Below are 17,549 nucleotides of genomic sequence, written 5' to 3'. Positions count from 1 at the left end.
TCTGCCCGGTCTCATTTGCGCACTGAGCATGATCAATTAGTGATTTCCGATCTAATGGAACTCATCCAGACATATGAAACGCTTCTGGACCTTGTAAGCCAATTTGGTGCTTCCGTCTTAAATTCGGAAATCATAGCGGGTCTATCAATCACAGAGGAATTCATTGCTAAAGTTAAGAGGAATGAGGGTGCGATGTGAGCGACAAACACACTGTGAGACGATTGATTTGTGTATTGAAGCTTCAAACTGGTGGATTACAGTTTGAAGCTTGGGTTATTTAATTGCCGTACAGTCGATTGAAAAGCGCATTTTTCATCGCATTAGAATCAATCGGATCCACGTTTAACCAGGTCAATGTCTCACGATTCTTTTCTGCATTGAAATCAGAAAACACACCATGAATATCACCGCTATCAGGTGAGTAGAGAACAGCAATATTCTGTTCTGGACAACTGTGTGGTTTACACCCTGACAGTGCAATATACTTTTTGCCCGCAACTGTTACTTCGGTTGATGGCGTGCTCGTGCCACCACTTTTTACCCATGCAGGTAGTTTGTTTTTACTAATCACCTGGGAGTAGCTTTTAGACGTGCTTTTTGCACTGGCGAAATCAGAAAGATACTGCCCCTCGTCGGCAAGAGCACTGAAAGATACAAAAGCCATAGCAGCGATAAACACTTTACCTTTCATATTAATCCTCATTCCATAAAGACATCTCAACACTATACCTTAGCGGCTACTATGTCAGCCCTACAGTTAGCTAGAGGATTCCATATTACTGCCTATCCCAAGTGATTAACTCAGAATCATCCTAATAGCTACCGCTTATGCTTGTTGATTACGGACTGCTTGCCAGACTATTCAAGACTCTGATGAGGAGTTTGCCAACTCCAGGGAAACATCCATAAAAAGAGCAAGTGAAACTGAGACTCTGGTAGCCCTCCTTGTGAGGGCATTTTTTTACAATGCTGCGCTTCGCTTGTTAAATATTGAGTCTTTTCTACAATTTAATAGTGCTTTGCTATGTCAGGTAAAGCCGTCGTTCAGGAATACCCGTGTGCTCAAGGACGAGCCATCCCTAATTCTTTCTTTCCAACTCGATCTGCCTTATGCCAGCGAAATTATTGTTGCCCTTTTCAATTACAGCCAGTAGCGGCTTAATCCACAATACTACCTGGCAGTACGTCATGGAGTTGGTGGCAACGGCACGATCATCGGCTGTGTAAGGTCCATTGGAATCGGTGTGCATGGCGCTGGCACGTAAACGGTGCGCGTATTTGAGCAGCCCACCAGCAATGTCAGCAGGAACAGGCAGATCACAGGTTTTTTCACGGCGGAGAATCTCCCGGTATTCGATTACGGTTTCTTCGGTGCTGGTGTCAATCAGGGAGTTGAGCCTATTGGCATGTTCTGCAACCTGATTGAATCGATTGAAGTTGAATGTCTGGGTAGCGATAACCTGCCCTTGCAGAGAATTGTCACTTCGCAGAACGTCGTTTTCACTTTGAAGATTACTGGCCTCCAAACAGCTCTTAACGAGGGCGACCGAAAGGCCAGCAATAATGACAACGCCGATAATACCCGGATTAATTTTCACTGGTCTATCCCCCAGCACGCCAGCGCACTTTCCTGGTCTCGCCGTTCTACCTGACCGTAGCAGCCGTTCTTCTGACCTTTAGTCATGCTGCAATCGCGACCATCGTCTTTAATCCACCAGCGGATTGCCTCGCATGCCCCGCGGCGGTCACCGGCATTAATGCGCTTATAGAACGTGGACGGGAAGCACTTACCTGGCCCGATGTTGTACGGGCAGAAAGAAGCTATCCCAGCTTTCTGAGGTTCGGTAAGCGGTACCGTAATATTGCGATCAACCCACGCCAGAGCCTTATTGCGTTCGATGGCGTTCACCTGATTGCATTTGGCCTGAGTCAATTTCATGCCCTGCACAACCGGTTTACCATCAACCATCGTTGCGCCGCGGCAAATAGTCCAGATACCGCCGCCATCCTTGTAGGCCGTGAGGCTGTTACCCTCTTTCTCATTTAGAAACTGATCGAGAATGACGGATGCAGGAGCACCAGCCAGTACCAGCCCCAGAACTGCAGTACTCAACTTTGCTCTGGATCCCATCACTCACCTTCCTTTTGTAATGCCTCAACGACCACGCTTGCAGCGGCAGGACGCTCTTGAAGGGGTTTATCACCAACGCCTTTCAGGTAGTCATTGACCATTTTTGTTCGCTTCTCATCCTCTCTACGCCTGCGGTTTGCATCTACCCGCCCGTTAATGTACGAGGCTAGCGAGATAAGCAGACCAGCAGCGCCAAAGAACATGAACACCAGATCCTGAGTGGTAAATCCAATGGCTGACGCCAGAGCTGCTACCCACGCGAAGAACTGCGTGAAGATGTTCCCTGAATCATTCATTTTCATGGTCTCTCACCTCGCTAAGTGCGGGTGCTGTTGATAAAAATAAAAAAGGCTGCCATACGGCAGCCTGATGATGATTGATACTCTTCGGCGCTTCTTTCTCCCTTAGGAAAGCAATAGATTAAACAATCCTTAAGGAGAGTCATTTAAACAAAAAAATAATTAACTGCTCACATAGTTTAAAGCTGTTATTATTTACATTAACTCATAACTTTAGCTTTTGTGGATAAAAGAAAGACAATCGGGCAGAAGATGGAATTATTATTGCGGAGAGGAGTGATGTCGTTCTCCGCGCTTTTTTGTCTCAGACGAGCTTGTAATGTTTCGAGGATCGTTTTGCTAAAACACGTACTGAGGTTTAGCACCCTTTCTTAGCTCTGAGGTCTCTTACAAAACACAAGGGAGAAATAAAAAAAAACCTGCTCGGACAAGCAGGCATAAATAGCTAAGTTGGCAATAACTGAGGGAGTGGTGCCGGGTGCCTCCCGGTGGAAATGATCACAGCATTCATTTCCGCGCGCTGGTTGGACACTCTGGAGAAATGTCCTGCTGAACCGCCCCTCCGCTTAGGGGGATCCACCACAAAAACGCTTTCAGAAACATCCATTCCGCAGGATGCTTAAGAAGCATATGTGCAGTATGAAGAATCTGCCGCATAATCAGATGAATATATTCATCTAAATGGTAGAGGGAGAGGGCCTTCAATCACCTCAGCTTCTCCGTTGTCGCAGATGTCGTCACCCTGTGTCAGATGCCAAATACCATTAAAAGTAAGTCCCGTCTCAAGGTCTTCAGTAACGCCATTGCTGAAGTAAGCAACCTGAATCCTACCGTTGTGCTGAATCCAGTAGAAACCTTCTTCCATATTCCCTCCTGCGTTGTTGGGGAAATTATAAGTCACCGCAGGGTTGAATGGTTTTAGATATTCTTAAGTCGCTATTAAGCAAAAAGCCCCACGGAGTTAACCGCAGGGCTTTAAACGAAGGCAATAACCCATCGTTAGAGGAAAATTACCACAGATTCGGGAAAAGTAAATAGCTCACGATAAAATAACGCCCTATTTTGTTATCTGCTTCAGCTGCGCATCAGCCCAGGCCTCTTCGATGTCAAACTTGGTGATTAGCTGATCGTAGAATGGCTTAACAGACTTCTTCCAGGTGTCGAGGCTGATTGCATCCGTTATCTGGCACACCGCGGCGTAAGCCTCAGTTGATGGAATTCGCTCAAACCCTCGCCCACTGCAGCGCTTGCAATCAGCCAGTACCGGAACGCCCTGCTGCTCTTTAAGAGTCTGACTAACAGCTTTCCCGCGGCCATGACAATCTTTACAGGCACAGCTTACTACCTTCTTCCCCTTACACCGAGGGCAAAGAACGCGCGCTACCTCCCTGACCTGTCTATGCACCTCATACTCAGAAGGACGATTATTCTCCGCGCCCATGTGCAAAGACATCTTCACGAACTTCTTCTCTTTTGCCGGAGTATGAGACTTCATGCTGAAAACCTCAGCGTCGATAAACCCTTCCCCATTGCAGCCATCGCACTGCTTCACGCTGGCGGCGCTGCGGGAATAGTCCTCGAACGCGAAGGTGGCCAGCTGATGCATCACCAGTGGCTTAACCCCGGCACCCAGTTTGCGCAGTGCAGCAACCCGATCGCACCTGGTCAGCGCATACTGGGCCAGCAATTCGATCGCCCTCTCCCGGTCATTCTTGCTGATACCCATCTTCCCGAGAAAAGCGCTGTAACCCAATGCTGCCCGTTCCTGCGTCATGCCCATCGCAGCCATGATATCCGTTCCGGTTAATAAGTCTGACGCCGAAGCGCGCGGAGAGTCGCTAATCATTGTCGATTTGGCAAAGTGATATTTGAGGGTGTTTTCAAGGTTCATGCGGTCTCCAGCTCAGTAATGGTGAGTTCTAATTTTCCGCCCTTAACGACAGGCATTTTCACAACGCGATAGTCAATAACCTGGCAGTCGTCCAGCCATAACCCCGCCTTGGTTAAAGCGTCGAATGCAGCCTTCTGCAGGTTATCCAGATCGCGGCGCCGGCGGTCAGGCATGTGACATTCAATACGTATTTTGAGTGGAGCGGCCGTGCGGATATTAAGCCGGGCGCTTCGAATGACACTTGCGACCGCATAACGGTACGCAACGCCATCAGCGCTAATGTGTGTACGCCCGCGGTTGTGCCGATAATACCGGTTGTTGCTCGGCGGCCAGGGCAAAGTGAGTTGATATGTCTTCACGTTCACTCCCACATCCGGTTTCGCCAGCGGCTATCCGGGCGCGCTGGAGTATTTGAGGTCGGAAGGAAAGCACTGACAGTCCAGGTCACATAATCCGGGTTAAGGCTGCGCTCAACCCGGACGCCACGAGCTTTGTAACGCTTAACCAGCTCGTCGGCCTGTTCGGTGCTGCAATCGGTATGATGGAACCAGGTCTTCTTCATCCCCATCCCCCCGCGAAGCCAAGCAGCCGCGCGGCGACATTTTCGGCCTCATCACGACTGCGGAATGAACGGGACAGGACCCAGCGCCAGAGGACATCGAGCGCAGCTTTATAGAGCTGCTGAAACTCGAGTTCATCCATGTTGGCAAACGAGATGCTTCGAGGATGTTTTTTGAGTGTTCCGTCTGGCAGCTGAATGGCATCAAAGTGCCCTGCTTCGACGATCACCCAGGAGCGGTAAGCGTCAAAGGATTTGCACAGGCTAATGCCATTTGTGACCCGGCGGTATGCAACCTGCTCAAGATAATGCTCAGCAGCATCGATCAGCGCGCCCTCATTGCCGGCATACGAAGCCAGGAACTTGGCGTAGCCAGTAATCAGCTTCCTCTCGTTACTCGAGATAGCCCCGCCGGTTGGTTCCCAGTATTCAAATCCGAGATTAAGAAGCGCGAAAAAGCGCCGGTGGAATGCCGGGTTTCGTACCCGCCTGAATTCGGCAACAAGAACATCGCCGAGCCGGGTTTTGGATTGCAGGATATCGCTGGTCTCGGGTGTGGCCGGGATCAGTATTCCTGAATGGTGTTTGATAAGTTGTAATTCTAGCGCCATGGTTCTCTCCGTGGCGCATCAGGTATAGGTTGTTCAGGCCTATGAAAGAATAATATCAGACGGTGATGTAACTCGGTACCCCAGTCGTTTTGCAAATTGCATGAACCCGTTAAGAGTGAAGATCTCTTCATCCTCAAGTAACGGTCGTAATGAAACTATTCCATTTACTCGATAAACCAGATATCTCCCTTCCGCCGGGAAGCTATAGATAACTGCTTTATCGGCCCTTCTGACCACGTCGTACCATTGATCATCTGCATTAAAGGCACCTGCACTACACACTATTTCCCCCAGAGCGACTTATTGACGCGGTAAACAGTAATCGGGAACAGCCAGGGGAACGCAAACAGCGATACTCTTTGAAACTGCTCCAGTGAGATTCACGCGATTAATAAAACCACTCGTCCGCGCTTTTCCAGGTCTCCTGCTGGATATGTTCGACCTCCTTCTTGTCGCCTCCGAAAACAGTCAACCCATCATTGCCGCCACGCTTAATCGTAAGCTGGTAATCATCAAACTGTTTACTGAGTTTTTTGACGAGTTCTGACTCTAGCGCAGGTATAGCTCCATCAGGAAGTTTCTTCATGCGATCAATGGTTAACTCGATTGTCATTTTTCCCTCCACAATGAATTACTGTATGCATATACAGTATATATATAAACTTATCTTACGGATTTTGCAACGCTTTCAGAACATCGAATGTGAATCAACCGATTTTTCTTGTAGAAAAAAATCAAGCGTTCAATCCAGGCGGTAACCTAGATAAAACTCATCTTGCGTTGCAAAATAGCATAAGGATTTTAAAAGGTTGGAATTCATTCGCTTCAAAAACGGACATGAAAGCGATGAGTTAGAAAAGAGAAGAAAACCTCACTTATGTTAAAAAATTGGGTGATTATTAAATTGGTTTAATTTTAGCCAAATGTGATAGAGTGAAATACATTCATTGAGAGGCTAATAATCATGTCCGTTATCGATTACACAATGAAACTTTTTGGAAGCGTATTAACCACAACTGTCACCTGCCCTGTTTGCGGCTTAAAATCCGCTCAGCCTTCCTCTAAACTGCGTCTAAAAAGCCCCATGCTTTGTCCGGGGTGTAAAGCACTTTTTATCTCTCCGCGCTAGCTTCACAGCCGATGTTCTACACTTAATATAATATCAGCAGTTGTCAAATCCCCGATGCCTTACGCCCATCCTGAGAGAACGTTTCTGAACTGATTTCGCATCTGCTCCTGCGCGTTAACGTAGCAAAAGAGCAACCCAATGAAAATGAAACCTATTGCGTGGTTTAAGCGTTCTCGTATTCTGCCCGAAGGCAGCGCACACATATCAGCCCCAGCCAACGATTCGGGAGGAGAAAACTATTTACGTTCGGAACTGTTTTCTACCCCTCAGTTGGAACGCTTTGGAAGAAAACTGGCTCGTACGCACAAATTGTCTCCGGAAATACTCCCGTACTACCTTCTTAAACGACTAACTGACAATGAAACGATAATTACGCGATGTTGCTATCTACTCAATGCAGGAAAAAAAACGAGTATCATGCCCGCAGGTGAGTGGCTGCTGGACAACTATTACCTGATTGAAGAGCAGATTCGCATGGTACGCCAGCACTTACCGAAAAGCTTTGGTAAGGGTCTTCCGGTACTAGCCTATCCACATAGATGTCCCAGAATTTATGACTTAGCCTCAGAGGCCATAGCGCATGGCGACGGACGCTGGGACAGCAGCAGCCTTACCAGTTATATTTCCGCCTATCAAGAGGTGACACCTCTGACGTTGGGGGAGATATGGGCTTTGCCAGGAATGCTGCGTCTAGCGCTGATAGAAAACCTGCGTCGTGTGAGCAACGAAGTGACCCAGGCCCAGCAGGAGCGAAATCTTGCAGATATGTGGATAATGCGGATTTTTGATTGTGCAGAGAATGCTCCCGCCGACCTAATTTTGATTGTTGCCGATATGGCGCGTAATCATCCTCCACTGAGCAGTGCCTTTGTCTCTGAAATGGTTCGTCGTCTGCAGGGACATGGCAATGCTCTTGCACTCCCTCTGAATTGGATTGAACAACGTCTTGCAGAGCAAGGTGTTACAACTGAGATCCTGATTCATCGCTTCAATCAGCAGCTTGCCGCCAGCCAGCTTTCCGTCAGTAACAGTATTTCGGGTTTACGTCTGCTGAGTGAAACGAACTGGTCTGATTTTGCAGAGACCATCAGCGTAGTCGAGCAAACTTTACGCCTTGACCCAGCTGGTATATATCCTCGCATGCACTTCGACACCCGAGATCATTATCGCCATGTGATTGAAACGCTTGCCAGGGATGCGAGCTTGAGTGAACCGGAAGTTGCAAACCGCGTGTTGGCAATGTCTTGCGAACCGAGTCTAGATCCTGAGCACCGACATATCGGTTATTTTCTGCTTGGGGGTGGAAGGCCACAACTCGAACAACTGTTGTCAGTTGAAAGGTCTCTATTGAAATGGCTGCGGCAGAGTATGAATAAATCGCCCCTTCTGTCATGGCTTGGTAGCCTGAGTCTCTTGACCACGGCCGCTACGGCTACCATATTGTATGAAACTGCACTACAGGGTATATTCTGGTTGCTCATCCCCCTAGCACTCCCCCTTATTGTTGCCATTAGTCAACTCGCCAGCGATATGCTTAGCGAAGCAACGACACGCTTTCGTATTCCCAGACCTCTGCCGCGGATGGACTTTTCAAGTGGGATACCAGTTGAATATGCCACAATGGTTGCGATCCCTTGCATGCTGACAAGCTATGAAAGCCTCAGCAAACTTCTCTCTCGTTTGGAAGTCTGCAGCCTTGGCAATCAAGATGAAAATCTCTGCTTTGCACTTCTTACCGATTTTCCGGATTCATTAACTGAGGATACCGAGGAAAACACTGTCCTTTTAAGGCAAGCGATTGCTGAGACGCAGAGACTTAATCGGCGCAACCCTAGCGGCCGATCTCGATTTTATCTACTGCACCGCCAGCCGGTGTGGAACGATTCGCAGAGAATCTGGATGGGATATGAACGCAAGCGGGGCAAACTAGCTCTTCTTAACAGCTGGTTACGCCAACCGGGAACCCAGTTTTCGAGCGTTGCAGGCTTTCCCTCGCAGGCTTTGCCCGGACGGATTAAATACGTCATCACTCTTGACAGTGATACGCTCCTTCCTCGCGATACCGCCCATAAACTGGTGGCCACAATGGCGCATCCGCTGAATAAACCAGAATATGATCCAACGTTCCAACGAGTCGTTAAAGGGTACGGAATTTTACAGCCAGGCTTAGCAGAGGAAATGCCTCTTTACGGTCAGGGGCACTACGCCGCCATGCGCAGCAGCATCCCGGGTAATAATCCCTATTCGATGATGTCTTCAGATATATATCAGGATCTTTTTGGCGAGGGATCGTTCGTAGGCAAAGGTATCTATGATGTAGATATTTTTGTCCAGTCCACTGCCAACGTCTGTCCGGAAAATCTCGTACTCAGTCACGACCTGCTCGAAGGATGTTACGCCCGCTCTGGTCTGCTGAGCGACGTTTTACTTTACGAACAATATCCAACTAATTATATCTCAGACGTCGCACGTCGTACGCGCTGGATCCGCGGAGATTGGCAACTGCTCAATTGGTTAAGGGTTCGGGTCAGAAAAGCTGACGGAAGCAGGGAAAAAAATCCATTGTCCATTCTTTCTCGTTGGAAATTATTGGATAATCTCCGACGCAGCCTGGTAGCGCCGTCGATCATGCTGCTTGTATTGAGCACGCTGCTCTGGCTCCCCAACCCTTTATACTGGTTTAGCGTGCTTACGCTAATATGGTTTCTTCCTGCGGCGCTTAGCATAGCATGGGATCTCGTTCATAAACCGCACCGTCGTCCCCTTAAACAACATCTGCAACTGGTCTCAGCTGGAGCCTTGAAGCGCATTTCACGTATCGGTCTCACGATTATGATACTACCCCACGAGGCCGGTTACTCATTATACGCTATTGGAGTTACGCTTTGGCGACTTGGTGTAAGCCAGCGTAACCTCAACCAATGGGTAAGCTATAACCCAGATAACTACCAATCCAGTGTCTCTGTTTTAGGTTTTTATCGGGAAATGTGGCTGAATGTTGCCTGCGGTCTGAGTCTCACATCACTAGCATTGGTGTTTGATCCGCTGATGCTGTTCATCGCATTGCCCATTAGCTTCGGGTGGTGCATAGCTCCCATTATTATGGCTTGGCTGAGCCGCCAACCCGCTCGTAAGCCCTTTTTGCCAGATCATAAGCAGAAACTTCTGCTGAGACAGACAAGCCGAGAAATATGGTCTTTTTTTGAGACCTTCGCCACAGCGAAAGAAAATTGGCTCCCCCCCGATAATTATCAGGAAATACCGCAGCCGACGATCGCGCACCGTACATCCCCTACCAACATTGGGTTATCACTACTGGCTAACCTTACTGCCTGGGATTTTGGCTATTTGCCAGGCGGCAGCGTCTTACAACGCATAACGCTCACGCTCGACTCTCTTGATAATATGGAACATTTTCGTGGTCATTTATATAACTGGTATGACACTCGAACACTTGCGCCGCTCAGTCCGCGTTACGTATCAAGCGTGGATAGCGGTAATATGGCTGGACATCTATTGACTCTGCGTGAAGGGTTATTAGCCATGCGAAACCAGCCGATTTTGAATGGCGAAAGAATACTTGCAGGGTTAAACGATACATTATTACTTCTTGAAAAACACTGGGGGCCGGGGGCACCGGATACACTTAAAGAGCTTCAAAAGCAGTGTTTCAGCTCAGTGGAACTTCCTTCGGGAGCTCTTTATAGCGAACTTAAAAAAATGCGTACTCAGTGCAAATATCTTACCGCTGCGAGTCAGCAGGAAGGTGATCTTGTGGTGCGCTGGGCCGAGCATCTGGAGCATCAGTTGGTTGAATTATGCCACGAATGGTCACATCTGCTCGCGTGGTTACCCCCTACATACCCAAGCGAGACATTGCCAACACTAAGCTGGTTGGCGCAGAGTACCGATACCGGAGAAGGAACGCCTCCTGCATCAGTTATTACTCACGCCCGTTTGCGGCTGGATATCATCAGCGAACTTGAAAAGAGGTTAAATGACCATGCGCGAATGGATTTTGCCTTTCTCTACAGCGAAGCTACCAGCCTGCTCAGTGTCGGATATAACTGCGACACAAATACCGCCGATAAAAGCCACTATGACCTTCTGCCCTCTGAAATCAGGCTGACAAGTTATCTCGCTATCGCGACAAATCAGCTTCCGATGAAAAGCTGGTATGCGTTGGGAAGGTTGTTCACCAATATCGACAATGAGACCTCGTTAATGTCATGGAGCGGCTCGATGTTTGAATACCTGATGCCGAATCTTGTGATGCCAAACTGGCGCGGCAGTTTGCTTGATGAAATGGGCAAATCCGCGGTGACACGTCAGATTAACTGGGGCAAGGAACGTGGCGTACCATGGGGCGTTTCTGAGTCCGGCTATTATGCATTTGATGTCCAGCGTAATTATCAGTATCAGGCATTTGGGGTACCTGGACTCGGTCTTCGCCGAGGACTTGCGGACGATATGGTAGTCGCGCCGTATGCAACACTACTGGCTCTGCTCGTTTACCCCCAGAAGGCCTGCGAAAACTTACTTAGACTGGAGCAGAGCGGTGCACATGGCGAATACGGGTTTTATGAAGCGCTGGACTACACGCCATCACGGCTTGCTACCGGGCAACTGTACGCGGTTGTACAGTCCTGGATGGCACACCACCAAGGGATGGGATTCCAGGCGCTAGCGCATATCCTGCTTGATGCCCCGATGATCGAGCGATTTATGGCAAGCCCCACCTTTATGTCGGCGAATCTTCTATTGCAGGAACGCGTCCCGGATGCAGTCGATCTTTACAGCCCTCGCCGTCATTTTGAATCCCATGAAGGAAGGGTTAAACCGGTGCGATATGAACCGAGAGTTTTCAGTCATGTAGACAGCCCCACTCCAGAAATACAGCTGCTCTCAAATGGGCATTACCACTTGATGCTGACGCCAGGTGGTGGAGGATACAGCCGCTGGAATTCGATTTCAGTTACCCGCTGGCGCAGCGATACAACCCGTGATAACTGGGGATCGTTCTGTTATATCCGCGATCCGCATACGAATGAGGTATGGAGCAATACTTGGCAGCCCATGGGCGGAAATGCGAATAGCAGCGATGAGATAATCTTCACCGACGCAGGCGCAGAATTCAGGCGTACCTTCGGAGCCCTTAGCGTTAGGACACAGGTTGTGGTTTCCCCGGAGGATGATATAGAGCTGCGGCGTGTCACCCTGGTACACCATGGCCGTCTACCGCGAACGCTCGAGCTAACAACGTATGCTGAAGTGGTGATTGCTCCAGAAACCAGTGATTTAGCGCATCCGGCATTCAGTAATTTGTTCATCGAAACTGAGATTGATCACAGTCGGGAAGCTATTCTTTGCCATCGACGACCGCGTTCTCCAGATGAAACGAGCCCATTTCTGTTTCACATGATGGTGGTGCATAGCAATGATCATAATGAAGCCTCGTTTGAAACAGACCGAGCTAAGTTTATTGGAAGGGGCAGAAGTCCGGCTGATGCCGCTGCTATCTATGCTAACGGGCCGCTCAGCAATACTTCCGGTGCCGTGCTGGATCCTGTCCTAGCGATCCGACAAGTTGTGAGACTCATGCCAGGCATTCCGATAACGATTGATATCGTTTATGGCATCAGTGAGAGCCGTCAGCAAAGCAAGGCATTATTGGAAAAATACCGTGATTACCCAATCGCTGAGCGTGTTTTTGAGCTTGCTTGGTCGCACAGTCTGGTAGTGCTAAGGCAGATAAATGCCAGCGAAGATGACGCAACGCTGTTTAACCGACTCGCTAGTGCTGTGCTCTATCCCTGTCACGAATTACGCGCCGACGATCAAGTCATAAGCCGTAACCGCCGCGGTCAGTCCGGACTGTGGGGCTGGGGTATTTCAGGTGATTTACCGATTGTACTGCATAGCGTGACCAGCGATGAGAGTATGACCTCTATCACTACACTGATTCAGGCTCATCGTTACTGGCGACTAAAAGGGCTTGAAGTGGATCTTGTTATCCTCAATAACAGCGCAGGTGGCTATCAGCAGGCCCTTCAAACACTGATTATGGATTTAATCTATGCCGGTTCAGAAGCCAGCCTGCTGGATAAACCGGGCGGCATTTTTGTCCGTAACGGGGAGCATTTGTCTTCTGAAGATAAGCAATTGCTGATGAGCGTTGCATGTATGTATCTTGACGATCGCGCCGGCGGGCTAAACGAACAACTTAATCAGCGGCTCCACTCGCCAATTAAACCGCAAAGGCCATTTGTATCTTTTGTCACTGAGGGAAGCAATCGACAGGAAGACTGGACGCCGCATATAGAACATCTGTTCAACTTCAATGGGCATGGAGGGTTTTCAGAGGATGGACGGGAGTATCAGATTATCCTGAAGGAAAATGTTCCAACGCCGGCCCCTTGGTCAAATGTGCTGGCAAACTCCTGTTTTGGTAGCGTCATTTCAGAAGCCGGACAGGCTTACAGTTGGTATGAGAACGCTCATGAATATCGTTTAACCCCCTGGGAAAACGATCCAGTAAGCGACCGTAGCGGTGAGGCTTTTTATATTCGTGATGAAGAGAGCGGAACGGTATGGTCACCCACGACGTTACCTGTTCGTGGCCGCGGGGATTATTTAACCCGTCATGGTTTTGGCTACAGCGTATTCGCGCACCGCGATAGTGGTATAGATAGCGAGTTGACAATACTGGTTGGCGAACACGATCCTGTTAAGTTGGCACTTCTGACGCTTAGTAACAATTCGGGCCGCACGCGCAAATTATCGGTCACAGGGTACGTAGAGTGGACGCTTGGGGAATCACGCTCGCGTTCTGCTCCCCATATCGTTACACATACGGTGGTCGTGCCGGGTGGTAGTGGAGTTACAGCAAATAACTTTTACGGAGCTAACGGCGAAGGACGCATTGCATTTTTCGCTGTCAACGATCCTAATTGTTCGTTGACAGGTGATCGCCGAGAGTTTATTGGCCGCAATGGCTCTTTGCAAAAACCGGCCGCAATGAAGCTTCGCAGTTTATCGGGAAATACAGGCGCTGGTTTGGATCCATGCGGTGCAGTTCAGTCTGTTACCACCCTAATTGACGGTGATCAGAAAACCTTCATTTTTGTACTCGGCAGCGAGGAAAACTCCGCCCGGGCTCAGACTATACTCGATCATTATTTGGATGAAAATATCGTTCGACAGGAGTTGGACAATGTCCATCGTCACTGGCACCGCATGCTGGATAAGATAGTGGTCAAAACACCAGACCATTCAGTTGATAAGCTAGTTAACGGTTGGCTTCTATATCAGACAATGGCCTGTCGTCTCATGGCGCGCAGTGGCTATTATCAATCGGGTGGCGCATTTGGTTTTCGCGATCAACTCCAGGATACATTAGCACTGACCCACGCTGCACCGGAACGCCTGCGCGACCAAATAGTACTATGTGCGTCAAGACAGTTTATTGAAGGCGATGTGCAGCACTGGTGGCATCCACCTCACGGTAGCGGCGTACGCACGCGATGTTCAGATGATTTTCTCTGGCTCCCGCTCGCCGTCTGTCACTACGTCGACACTTCTGGGGATATCGGAATACTAGAGCAGATGATTCCTTATCTGGAAGGGCGTCAGCTCCAGCCTGGAGAAGAGTCCGTTTACGATACACCACTAATCAGCCACACCGAAGAGACGCTATGGCAACACTGCGTTAAAGCCATTAAGCATGGGCTTCGTTTTGGACAACATGGTCTGCCGCTAATGGGTGCTGGCGACTGGAACGATGGGATGAACCGGGTCGGCATCGAAGGAAAAGGTGAAAGCGTTTGGCTCGGGTTCTTCCTGTTCGATATTTTAAAGCGTTTCGCGACGCACGCTGAGCGTCAGCAAGATAAGCTTGTAGCATCGCTGTGTCGCACGGAGGCGGAACACTTGCAAAAAAATCTGAATGCGACAGCCTGGGACGGGGAATGGTTTCGGCGTGGATATTTTGACGATGGAACGCCTTTAGGATCCAAAAGTTCTCAAGACTGCCGGATTGATGCAATAGCTCAAAGTTGGTCCGTTTTATCCGGTGCGACAGACTGTGGACGTGCCGGTAAATCAATGCAGGCTCTGGACAAGCATTTGGTAAACTCCGAATCCAGGTTGATAAAGCTACTTTCGCCTCCATTCGATGGACACGGACCAAATCCCGGTTACATTCAGGGTTATGTGCCTGGTGTGCGTGAAAATGGCGGGCAATATACTCATGGTGCTATCTGGGCCGTGATGGCATTTGCCCGAATGGGAAATGCAGAGCGTGCGTGGCAACTCTGGTCACTGATCAATCCAATAAACCACGCGTCTACTGACGAAGAAGTTGCGATTTACAGAGCAGAACCATACGTAATGAGTGCAGATGTTTACAGCATCGCGCCACATACTGGACGTGCAGGTTGGAGTTGGTACACCGGATCAGCGGGTTGGGCCTATCGTCTTCTTACAGAAGAATTGATGGGCATAAAACGTTCCGGTGATGTCTTGACCATACATGCCCTGTTACCAGCAGAGTGGGAGTCTTTTTCTCTGACATATCAACATGACGAAAGTTATTACGAGATTACCATTACACGTGGCAACGGGGAGTATCAGGTTATACTAGATGGTATCGAACTGTCTGATGACCGAATACCTTTAAAGCAGGATGGTCAAAGACACATAGTAGAGATCACTCAGAACTAAGGGATCTTAAGAGCGCATTAACGCCTACCGTTAATGCGCTGATTGTCTCTAAGCACTTCAATCGCAGTCTGCATAGCAACTTGATCATCACGTCTTTTTTGCTTACCTTGCATGACTTGAAGATACTCGAGCAAGGTCCGTGTATTAATCGGCCTTCCCTGTTTACCCACAGCAAGCACTGCTTCACCTAAAATAATTTTTACTGGCGGCAACTGCGCTGGGTACCAGTCAAGAGTGTCTTCTGATTTCATCATAAATTTCTCATGGAAGGATATTGTAACATAAATCAAACTGTTGTTTTCTAAAAGCTCATATTTTATTCAGCAATAAATATTCATAATTTAACCCGATAATTTATATTTTAAAGCGTATAATAAATATTATATTTTTCAGAGGTTATTTTATGTCATTTACAGAGGGACTTAGACATTTTAAAGAAAGACCGGTCCATGTTGCTTGCCCGGTATGCGCATACAGAGCCAATCAGAAAGCAGGTAAACTAAGAAAAAATGCTGTTCTGGAATGTCCTGCCTGCGGACTGTTGTTCAGGCCATCAGAATGCTGGTGCATCGGCGGCTGAACAGTTCCTGCAACTTAACTGATATCTGTAAATGCCAACATTCCTTTTATAGTATAGTGGTAGAGGGCATTATGATGAAAGATAAAAAATCTGTTTTTATTGAAGGAGATATACTTTCGAACAGCTGTCATGGACAGATCGGTCAACATTTCTATATCCACAGAGTGAAATTTAGCAATGGTAAATATGCAATTGTTCGGGAAGCATCAGGGATATGTTTCAAGCCAGGCGAAGTTATTCAACGAAATGATTGCTATTGGTTTTATAACTTAATCCCAATTCGTCTTCTATCTTTTGAGTATGTCGGGGAGGATGAATCCAGAAGGCAATTCCTCGAATATCGTTAATAACCCATTGAGTCTTATAGAAAAAGAATTTTTTCGCCTCACTAAACCATTTAGTGAGCATCCACTCCCACACGCAATCTGTCCCCCTGAATTCAGAAAAAAACTCAATTATCTAAATGAAACGTTCCGCTGAAAAACAAATTCTTCAAATTATCCATGTGCATTACAACCTTCATTAGCTTAGGGAAATTTATGTCACAGCTCTTTACATACAAATTACTTCATCCCCGCCACTGGTTTTCCTGGGCAGGCTTGGCACTTCTGTGGGTTATAGTCCAACTTCCTTATCCGGTTTTATATACTCTTGGTTCCGGTCTTGGAAAAATCTCCAGGCCCTTTTTAAAACGTAGAGAAAGTATAGCGGTTAGGAATATTGAACTCTGTTTTCCCGATATGACTCCGATTGCCCGAAGCCAGATGATAAATAATAACTTTGTTTCTCTCGGGCTGGGACTGATGGAAACTGGCATGGCCTGGTTCTGGAGCGATGCGAGAGTCAAAAAGTGGTTTGACGTAGAAGGGATTGAAAACTTGGCTAACGCAACCGGAGGGGTAATGGTTGTCGGGATTCATTTCATGTCGCTTGAACTATGCGGAAGAGTAATGGGGTTATGCCATCCAATGATGGCAACATATCGGCCGCACAACAATCCATTGATGGAATGGGTTCAGACAAAAGGACGTATGCGTTCAAATAAAGCTATGATTGATCGACGTAATCTATCTCGCTTAGTTCATGCACTCAAGGCCGGTGAAGCTGTGTGGTTTGCACCAGATCAGGATTACGGGCCTAAGGGGAGCGTTTTCGCACCCTTTTTCTCGGTAAAAAAAGCAGCCACAACGAACGGAACGTACGCACTTTCAAAACTCGCTGGAGCAAATTTGATCACACTTAGCATGATTCGACGGAGCGATAAAAAAGGTTATCATATGTATATCAGTAATCCATTGTTAGGATATCCGGAGGACGATAATATCGCTGCAGCTGCTTATATGAATAAAATCATCGAGCGTGAAATCCTCCGCGCCCCTGAGCAATACCTGTGGATGCATCGAAGGTTCAAAACGCGCCCAGAAGGAGAAGACTCTTTATACAAATGAATTTTTCACAGAATTATTCAAATGATTGTCCAGTGGACCTTTCTCAACACCACTCGCACCTCATGCTAGCTTTCATCCGTTCATATTCCGTCCTTAGCAGTTCAGAGGTGTAGGATCCAATAGAGCGGCCAAAGCTAGGATTTCGTACTGCCTAATCCTCAAGATAAAAAAGGTACCATG

General features: G+C 48.0%; 15 protein-coding genes. 4 read left to right on the top strand and 11 right to left on the bottom strand.

Going from position 1 to position 17,549, the window contains the following annotated elements; translation table 11 throughout:
* Positions 1–277 precede the first annotated feature (277 nt).
* From OTG14_RS05805 to OTG14_RS05755, 10 genes are all read right to left on the bottom strand, one after another.
* On the bottom strand, positions 278–691 hold the full coding sequence (locus tag OTG14_RS05805) for an Ivy family c-type lysozyme inhibitor (RefSeq protein ID WP_267214710.1): 414 nt from the start codon (positions 689–691) through the stop codon (positions 278–280).
* Positions 692–1,079: 388 nt separating this feature from the next.
* The gene (locus OTG14_RS05800; protein WP_101744526.1) at positions 1,080–1,598 is read right to left on the bottom strand and encodes a hypothetical protein; all 519 of its coding nucleotides are present in this window, start codon (positions 1,596–1,598) and stop codon (positions 1,080–1,082) included.
* Entirely contained in the window at positions 1,595–2,131 is a 537-nt protein-coding gene (locus tag OTG14_RS05795; RefSeq protein WP_267214709.1) for a lysozyme, read from the bottom strand. Before OTG14_RS05795 ends, OTG14_RS05800 begins: the two co-directional genes overlap by 4 nt.
* On the bottom strand, positions 2,131–2,433 hold the full coding sequence (locus tag OTG14_RS05790; protein ID WP_028013330.1) for a hypothetical protein: 303 nt from the start codon (positions 2,431–2,433) through the stop codon (positions 2,131–2,133). Before OTG14_RS05790 ends, OTG14_RS05795 begins: the two co-directional genes overlap by 1 nt.
* Before the next feature lie 670 nt (positions 2,434–3,103).
* Positions 3,104–3,295 (bottom strand): hypothetical protein, encoded by a 192-nt coding sequence (locus tag OTG14_RS05785; protein ID WP_047958756.1) that lies wholly within the window; start codon positions 3,293–3,295, stop codon positions 3,104–3,106.
* A 192-nt stretch (positions 3,296–3,487) separates the two neighbouring features.
* A complete protein-coding gene (locus OTG14_RS05780) occupies positions 3,488–4,321 on the bottom strand; it encodes an antitermination protein (RefSeq protein WP_267214708.1) in 834 nt (277 codons plus the stop codon).
* Entirely contained in the window at positions 4,318–4,680 is a 363-nt protein-coding gene (gene rusA, locus OTG14_RS05775; RefSeq protein WP_048979564.1) for a crossover junction endodeoxyribonuclease RusA, read from the bottom strand. Before rusA ends, OTG14_RS05780 begins: the two co-directional genes overlap by 4 nt.
* 2 nt (positions 4,681–4,682) lie before the next feature.
* Positions 4,683–4,889, bottom strand: coding sequence for a hypothetical protein (locus OTG14_RS05770; RefSeq protein ID WP_075204790.1), 207 nt, complete (start codon positions 4,887–4,889; stop codon positions 4,683–4,685).
* A complete protein-coding gene (locus OTG14_RS05765) occupies positions 4,880–5,491 on the bottom strand; it encodes a DUF1367 family protein (protein ID WP_101744524.1) in 612 nt (203 codons plus the stop codon). Before OTG14_RS05765 ends, OTG14_RS05770 begins: the two co-directional genes overlap by 10 nt.
* Positions 5,492–5,879: 388 nt before the next feature.
* Positions 5,880–6,104 (bottom strand): DinI-like family protein, encoded by a 225-nt coding sequence (locus tag OTG14_RS05755; RefSeq protein WP_048979547.1) that lies wholly within the window; start codon positions 6,102–6,104, stop codon positions 5,880–5,882.
* 351 nt (positions 6,105–6,455) lie between these two features.
* Between OTG14_RS05755 and OTG14_RS05750 the strand changes: the two genes are divergently transcribed.
* Positions 6,456–6,620, top strand: a complete 165-nt coding sequence (locus OTG14_RS05750; protein ID WP_214551156.1) for a YnfU family zinc-binding protein — start codon at positions 6,456–6,458, stop codon at positions 6,618–6,620.
* Between the two features lie 138 nt (positions 6,621–6,758).
* Positions 6,759–15,341 carry a glycoside hydrolase family 94 protein gene (locus OTG14_RS05745; RefSeq protein ID WP_267214707.1) on the top strand — a complete coding sequence of 2,861 codons (8,583 nt, stop codon included), beginning with the start codon at positions 6,759–6,761 and terminating at the stop codon, positions 15,339–15,341.
* Between the two features lie 17 nt (positions 15,342–15,358).
* Here the strand turns inward: OTG14_RS05745 and OTG14_RS05740 are convergent, their stop codons facing one another.
* Positions 15,359–15,592, bottom strand: coding sequence for a hypothetical protein (locus OTG14_RS05740; protein WP_048979563.1), 234 nt, complete (start codon positions 15,590–15,592; stop codon positions 15,359–15,361).
* 152 nt (positions 15,593–15,744) lie between these two features.
* Between OTG14_RS05740 and OTG14_RS23785 the strand changes: the two genes are divergently transcribed.
* Entirely contained in the window at positions 15,745–15,921 is a 177-nt protein-coding gene (locus OTG14_RS23785; protein WP_213730113.1) for a YnfU family zinc-binding protein, read from the top strand.
* Positions 15,922–16,460: 539 nt separating this feature from the next.
* Positions 16,461–17,369 (top strand): kdo(2)-lipid IV(A) palmitoleoyltransferase, encoded by a 909-nt coding sequence (gene lpxP, locus OTG14_RS05735; RefSeq protein WP_047647981.1) that lies wholly within the window; start codon positions 16,461–16,463, stop codon positions 17,367–17,369.
* Positions 17,370–17,549: the final 180 nt, after the last annotated feature.

Source organism: Enterobacter pseudoroggenkampii, assembly GCF_026420145.1.
GTDB classification, from domain to species: domain Bacteria; phylum Pseudomonadota; class Gammaproteobacteria; order Enterobacterales; family Enterobacteriaceae; genus Enterobacter; species Enterobacter pseudoroggenkampii.
The sequence above is the reverse complement of the archived record's forward strand: the minus strand, read 5'-3'. Positions and strand labels throughout refer to the sequence as shown.

What these genes read in the sequence shown, in the direction of transcription:
- OTG14_RS05805 (WP_267214710.1), bottom strand. Translation starts at nt 691, where the DNA reads ATGAAAGGTAAAGTGTTTATCGCTGCTATGGCTTTTGTATCTTTCAGT.
- OTG14_RS05795 (WP_267214709.1), bottom strand. Translation starts at nt 2,131, where the DNA reads ATGGGATCCAGAGCAAAGTTGAGTACTGCAGTTCTGGGGCTGGTACTG.
- OTG14_RS05790 (WP_028013330.1), bottom strand. Translation starts at nt 2,433, where the DNA reads ATGAAAATGAATGATTCAGGGAACATCTTCACGCAGTTCTTCGCGTGG.
- OTG14_RS05785 (WP_047958756.1), bottom strand. Translation starts at nt 3,295, where the DNA reads ATGGAAGAAGGTTTCTACTGGATTCAGCACAACGGTAGGATTCAGGTT.
- OTG14_RS05780 (WP_267214708.1), bottom strand. Translation starts at nt 4,321, where the DNA reads ATGAACCTTGAAAACACCCTCAAATATCACTTTGCCAAATCGACAATG.
- OTG14_RS05770 (WP_075204790.1), bottom strand. Translation starts at nt 4,889, where the DNA reads ATGGGGATGAAGAAGACCTGGTTCCATCATACCGATTGCAGCACCGAA.
- OTG14_RS05765 (WP_101744524.1), bottom strand. Translation starts at nt 5,491, where the DNA reads ATGGCGCTAGAATTACAACTTATCAAACACCATTCAGGAATACTGATC.
- OTG14_RS05755 (WP_048979547.1), bottom strand. Translation starts at nt 6,104, where the DNA reads ATGACAATCGAGTTAACCATTGATCGCATGAAGAAACTTCCTGATGGA.
- OTG14_RS05750 (WP_214551156.1), top strand. Translation starts at nt 6,456, where the DNA reads ATGTCCGTTATCGATTACACAATGAAACTTTTTGGAAGCGTATTAACC.
- OTG14_RS05745 (WP_267214707.1), top strand. Translation starts at nt 6,759, where the DNA reads ATGAAAATGAAACCTATTGCGTGGTTTAAGCGTTCTCGTATTCTGCCC.
- OTG14_RS05740 (WP_048979563.1), bottom strand. Translation starts at nt 15,592, where the DNA reads ATGAAATCAGAAGACACTCTTGACTGGTACCCAGCGCAGTTGCCGCCA.
- OTG14_RS23785 (WP_213730113.1), top strand. Translation starts at nt 15,745, where the DNA reads ATGTCATTTACAGAGGGACTTAGACATTTTAAAGAAAGACCGGTCCAT.
- lpxP (WP_047647981.1), top strand. Translation starts at nt 16,461, where the DNA reads ATGTCACAGCTCTTTACATACAAATTACTTCATCCCCGCCACTGGTTT.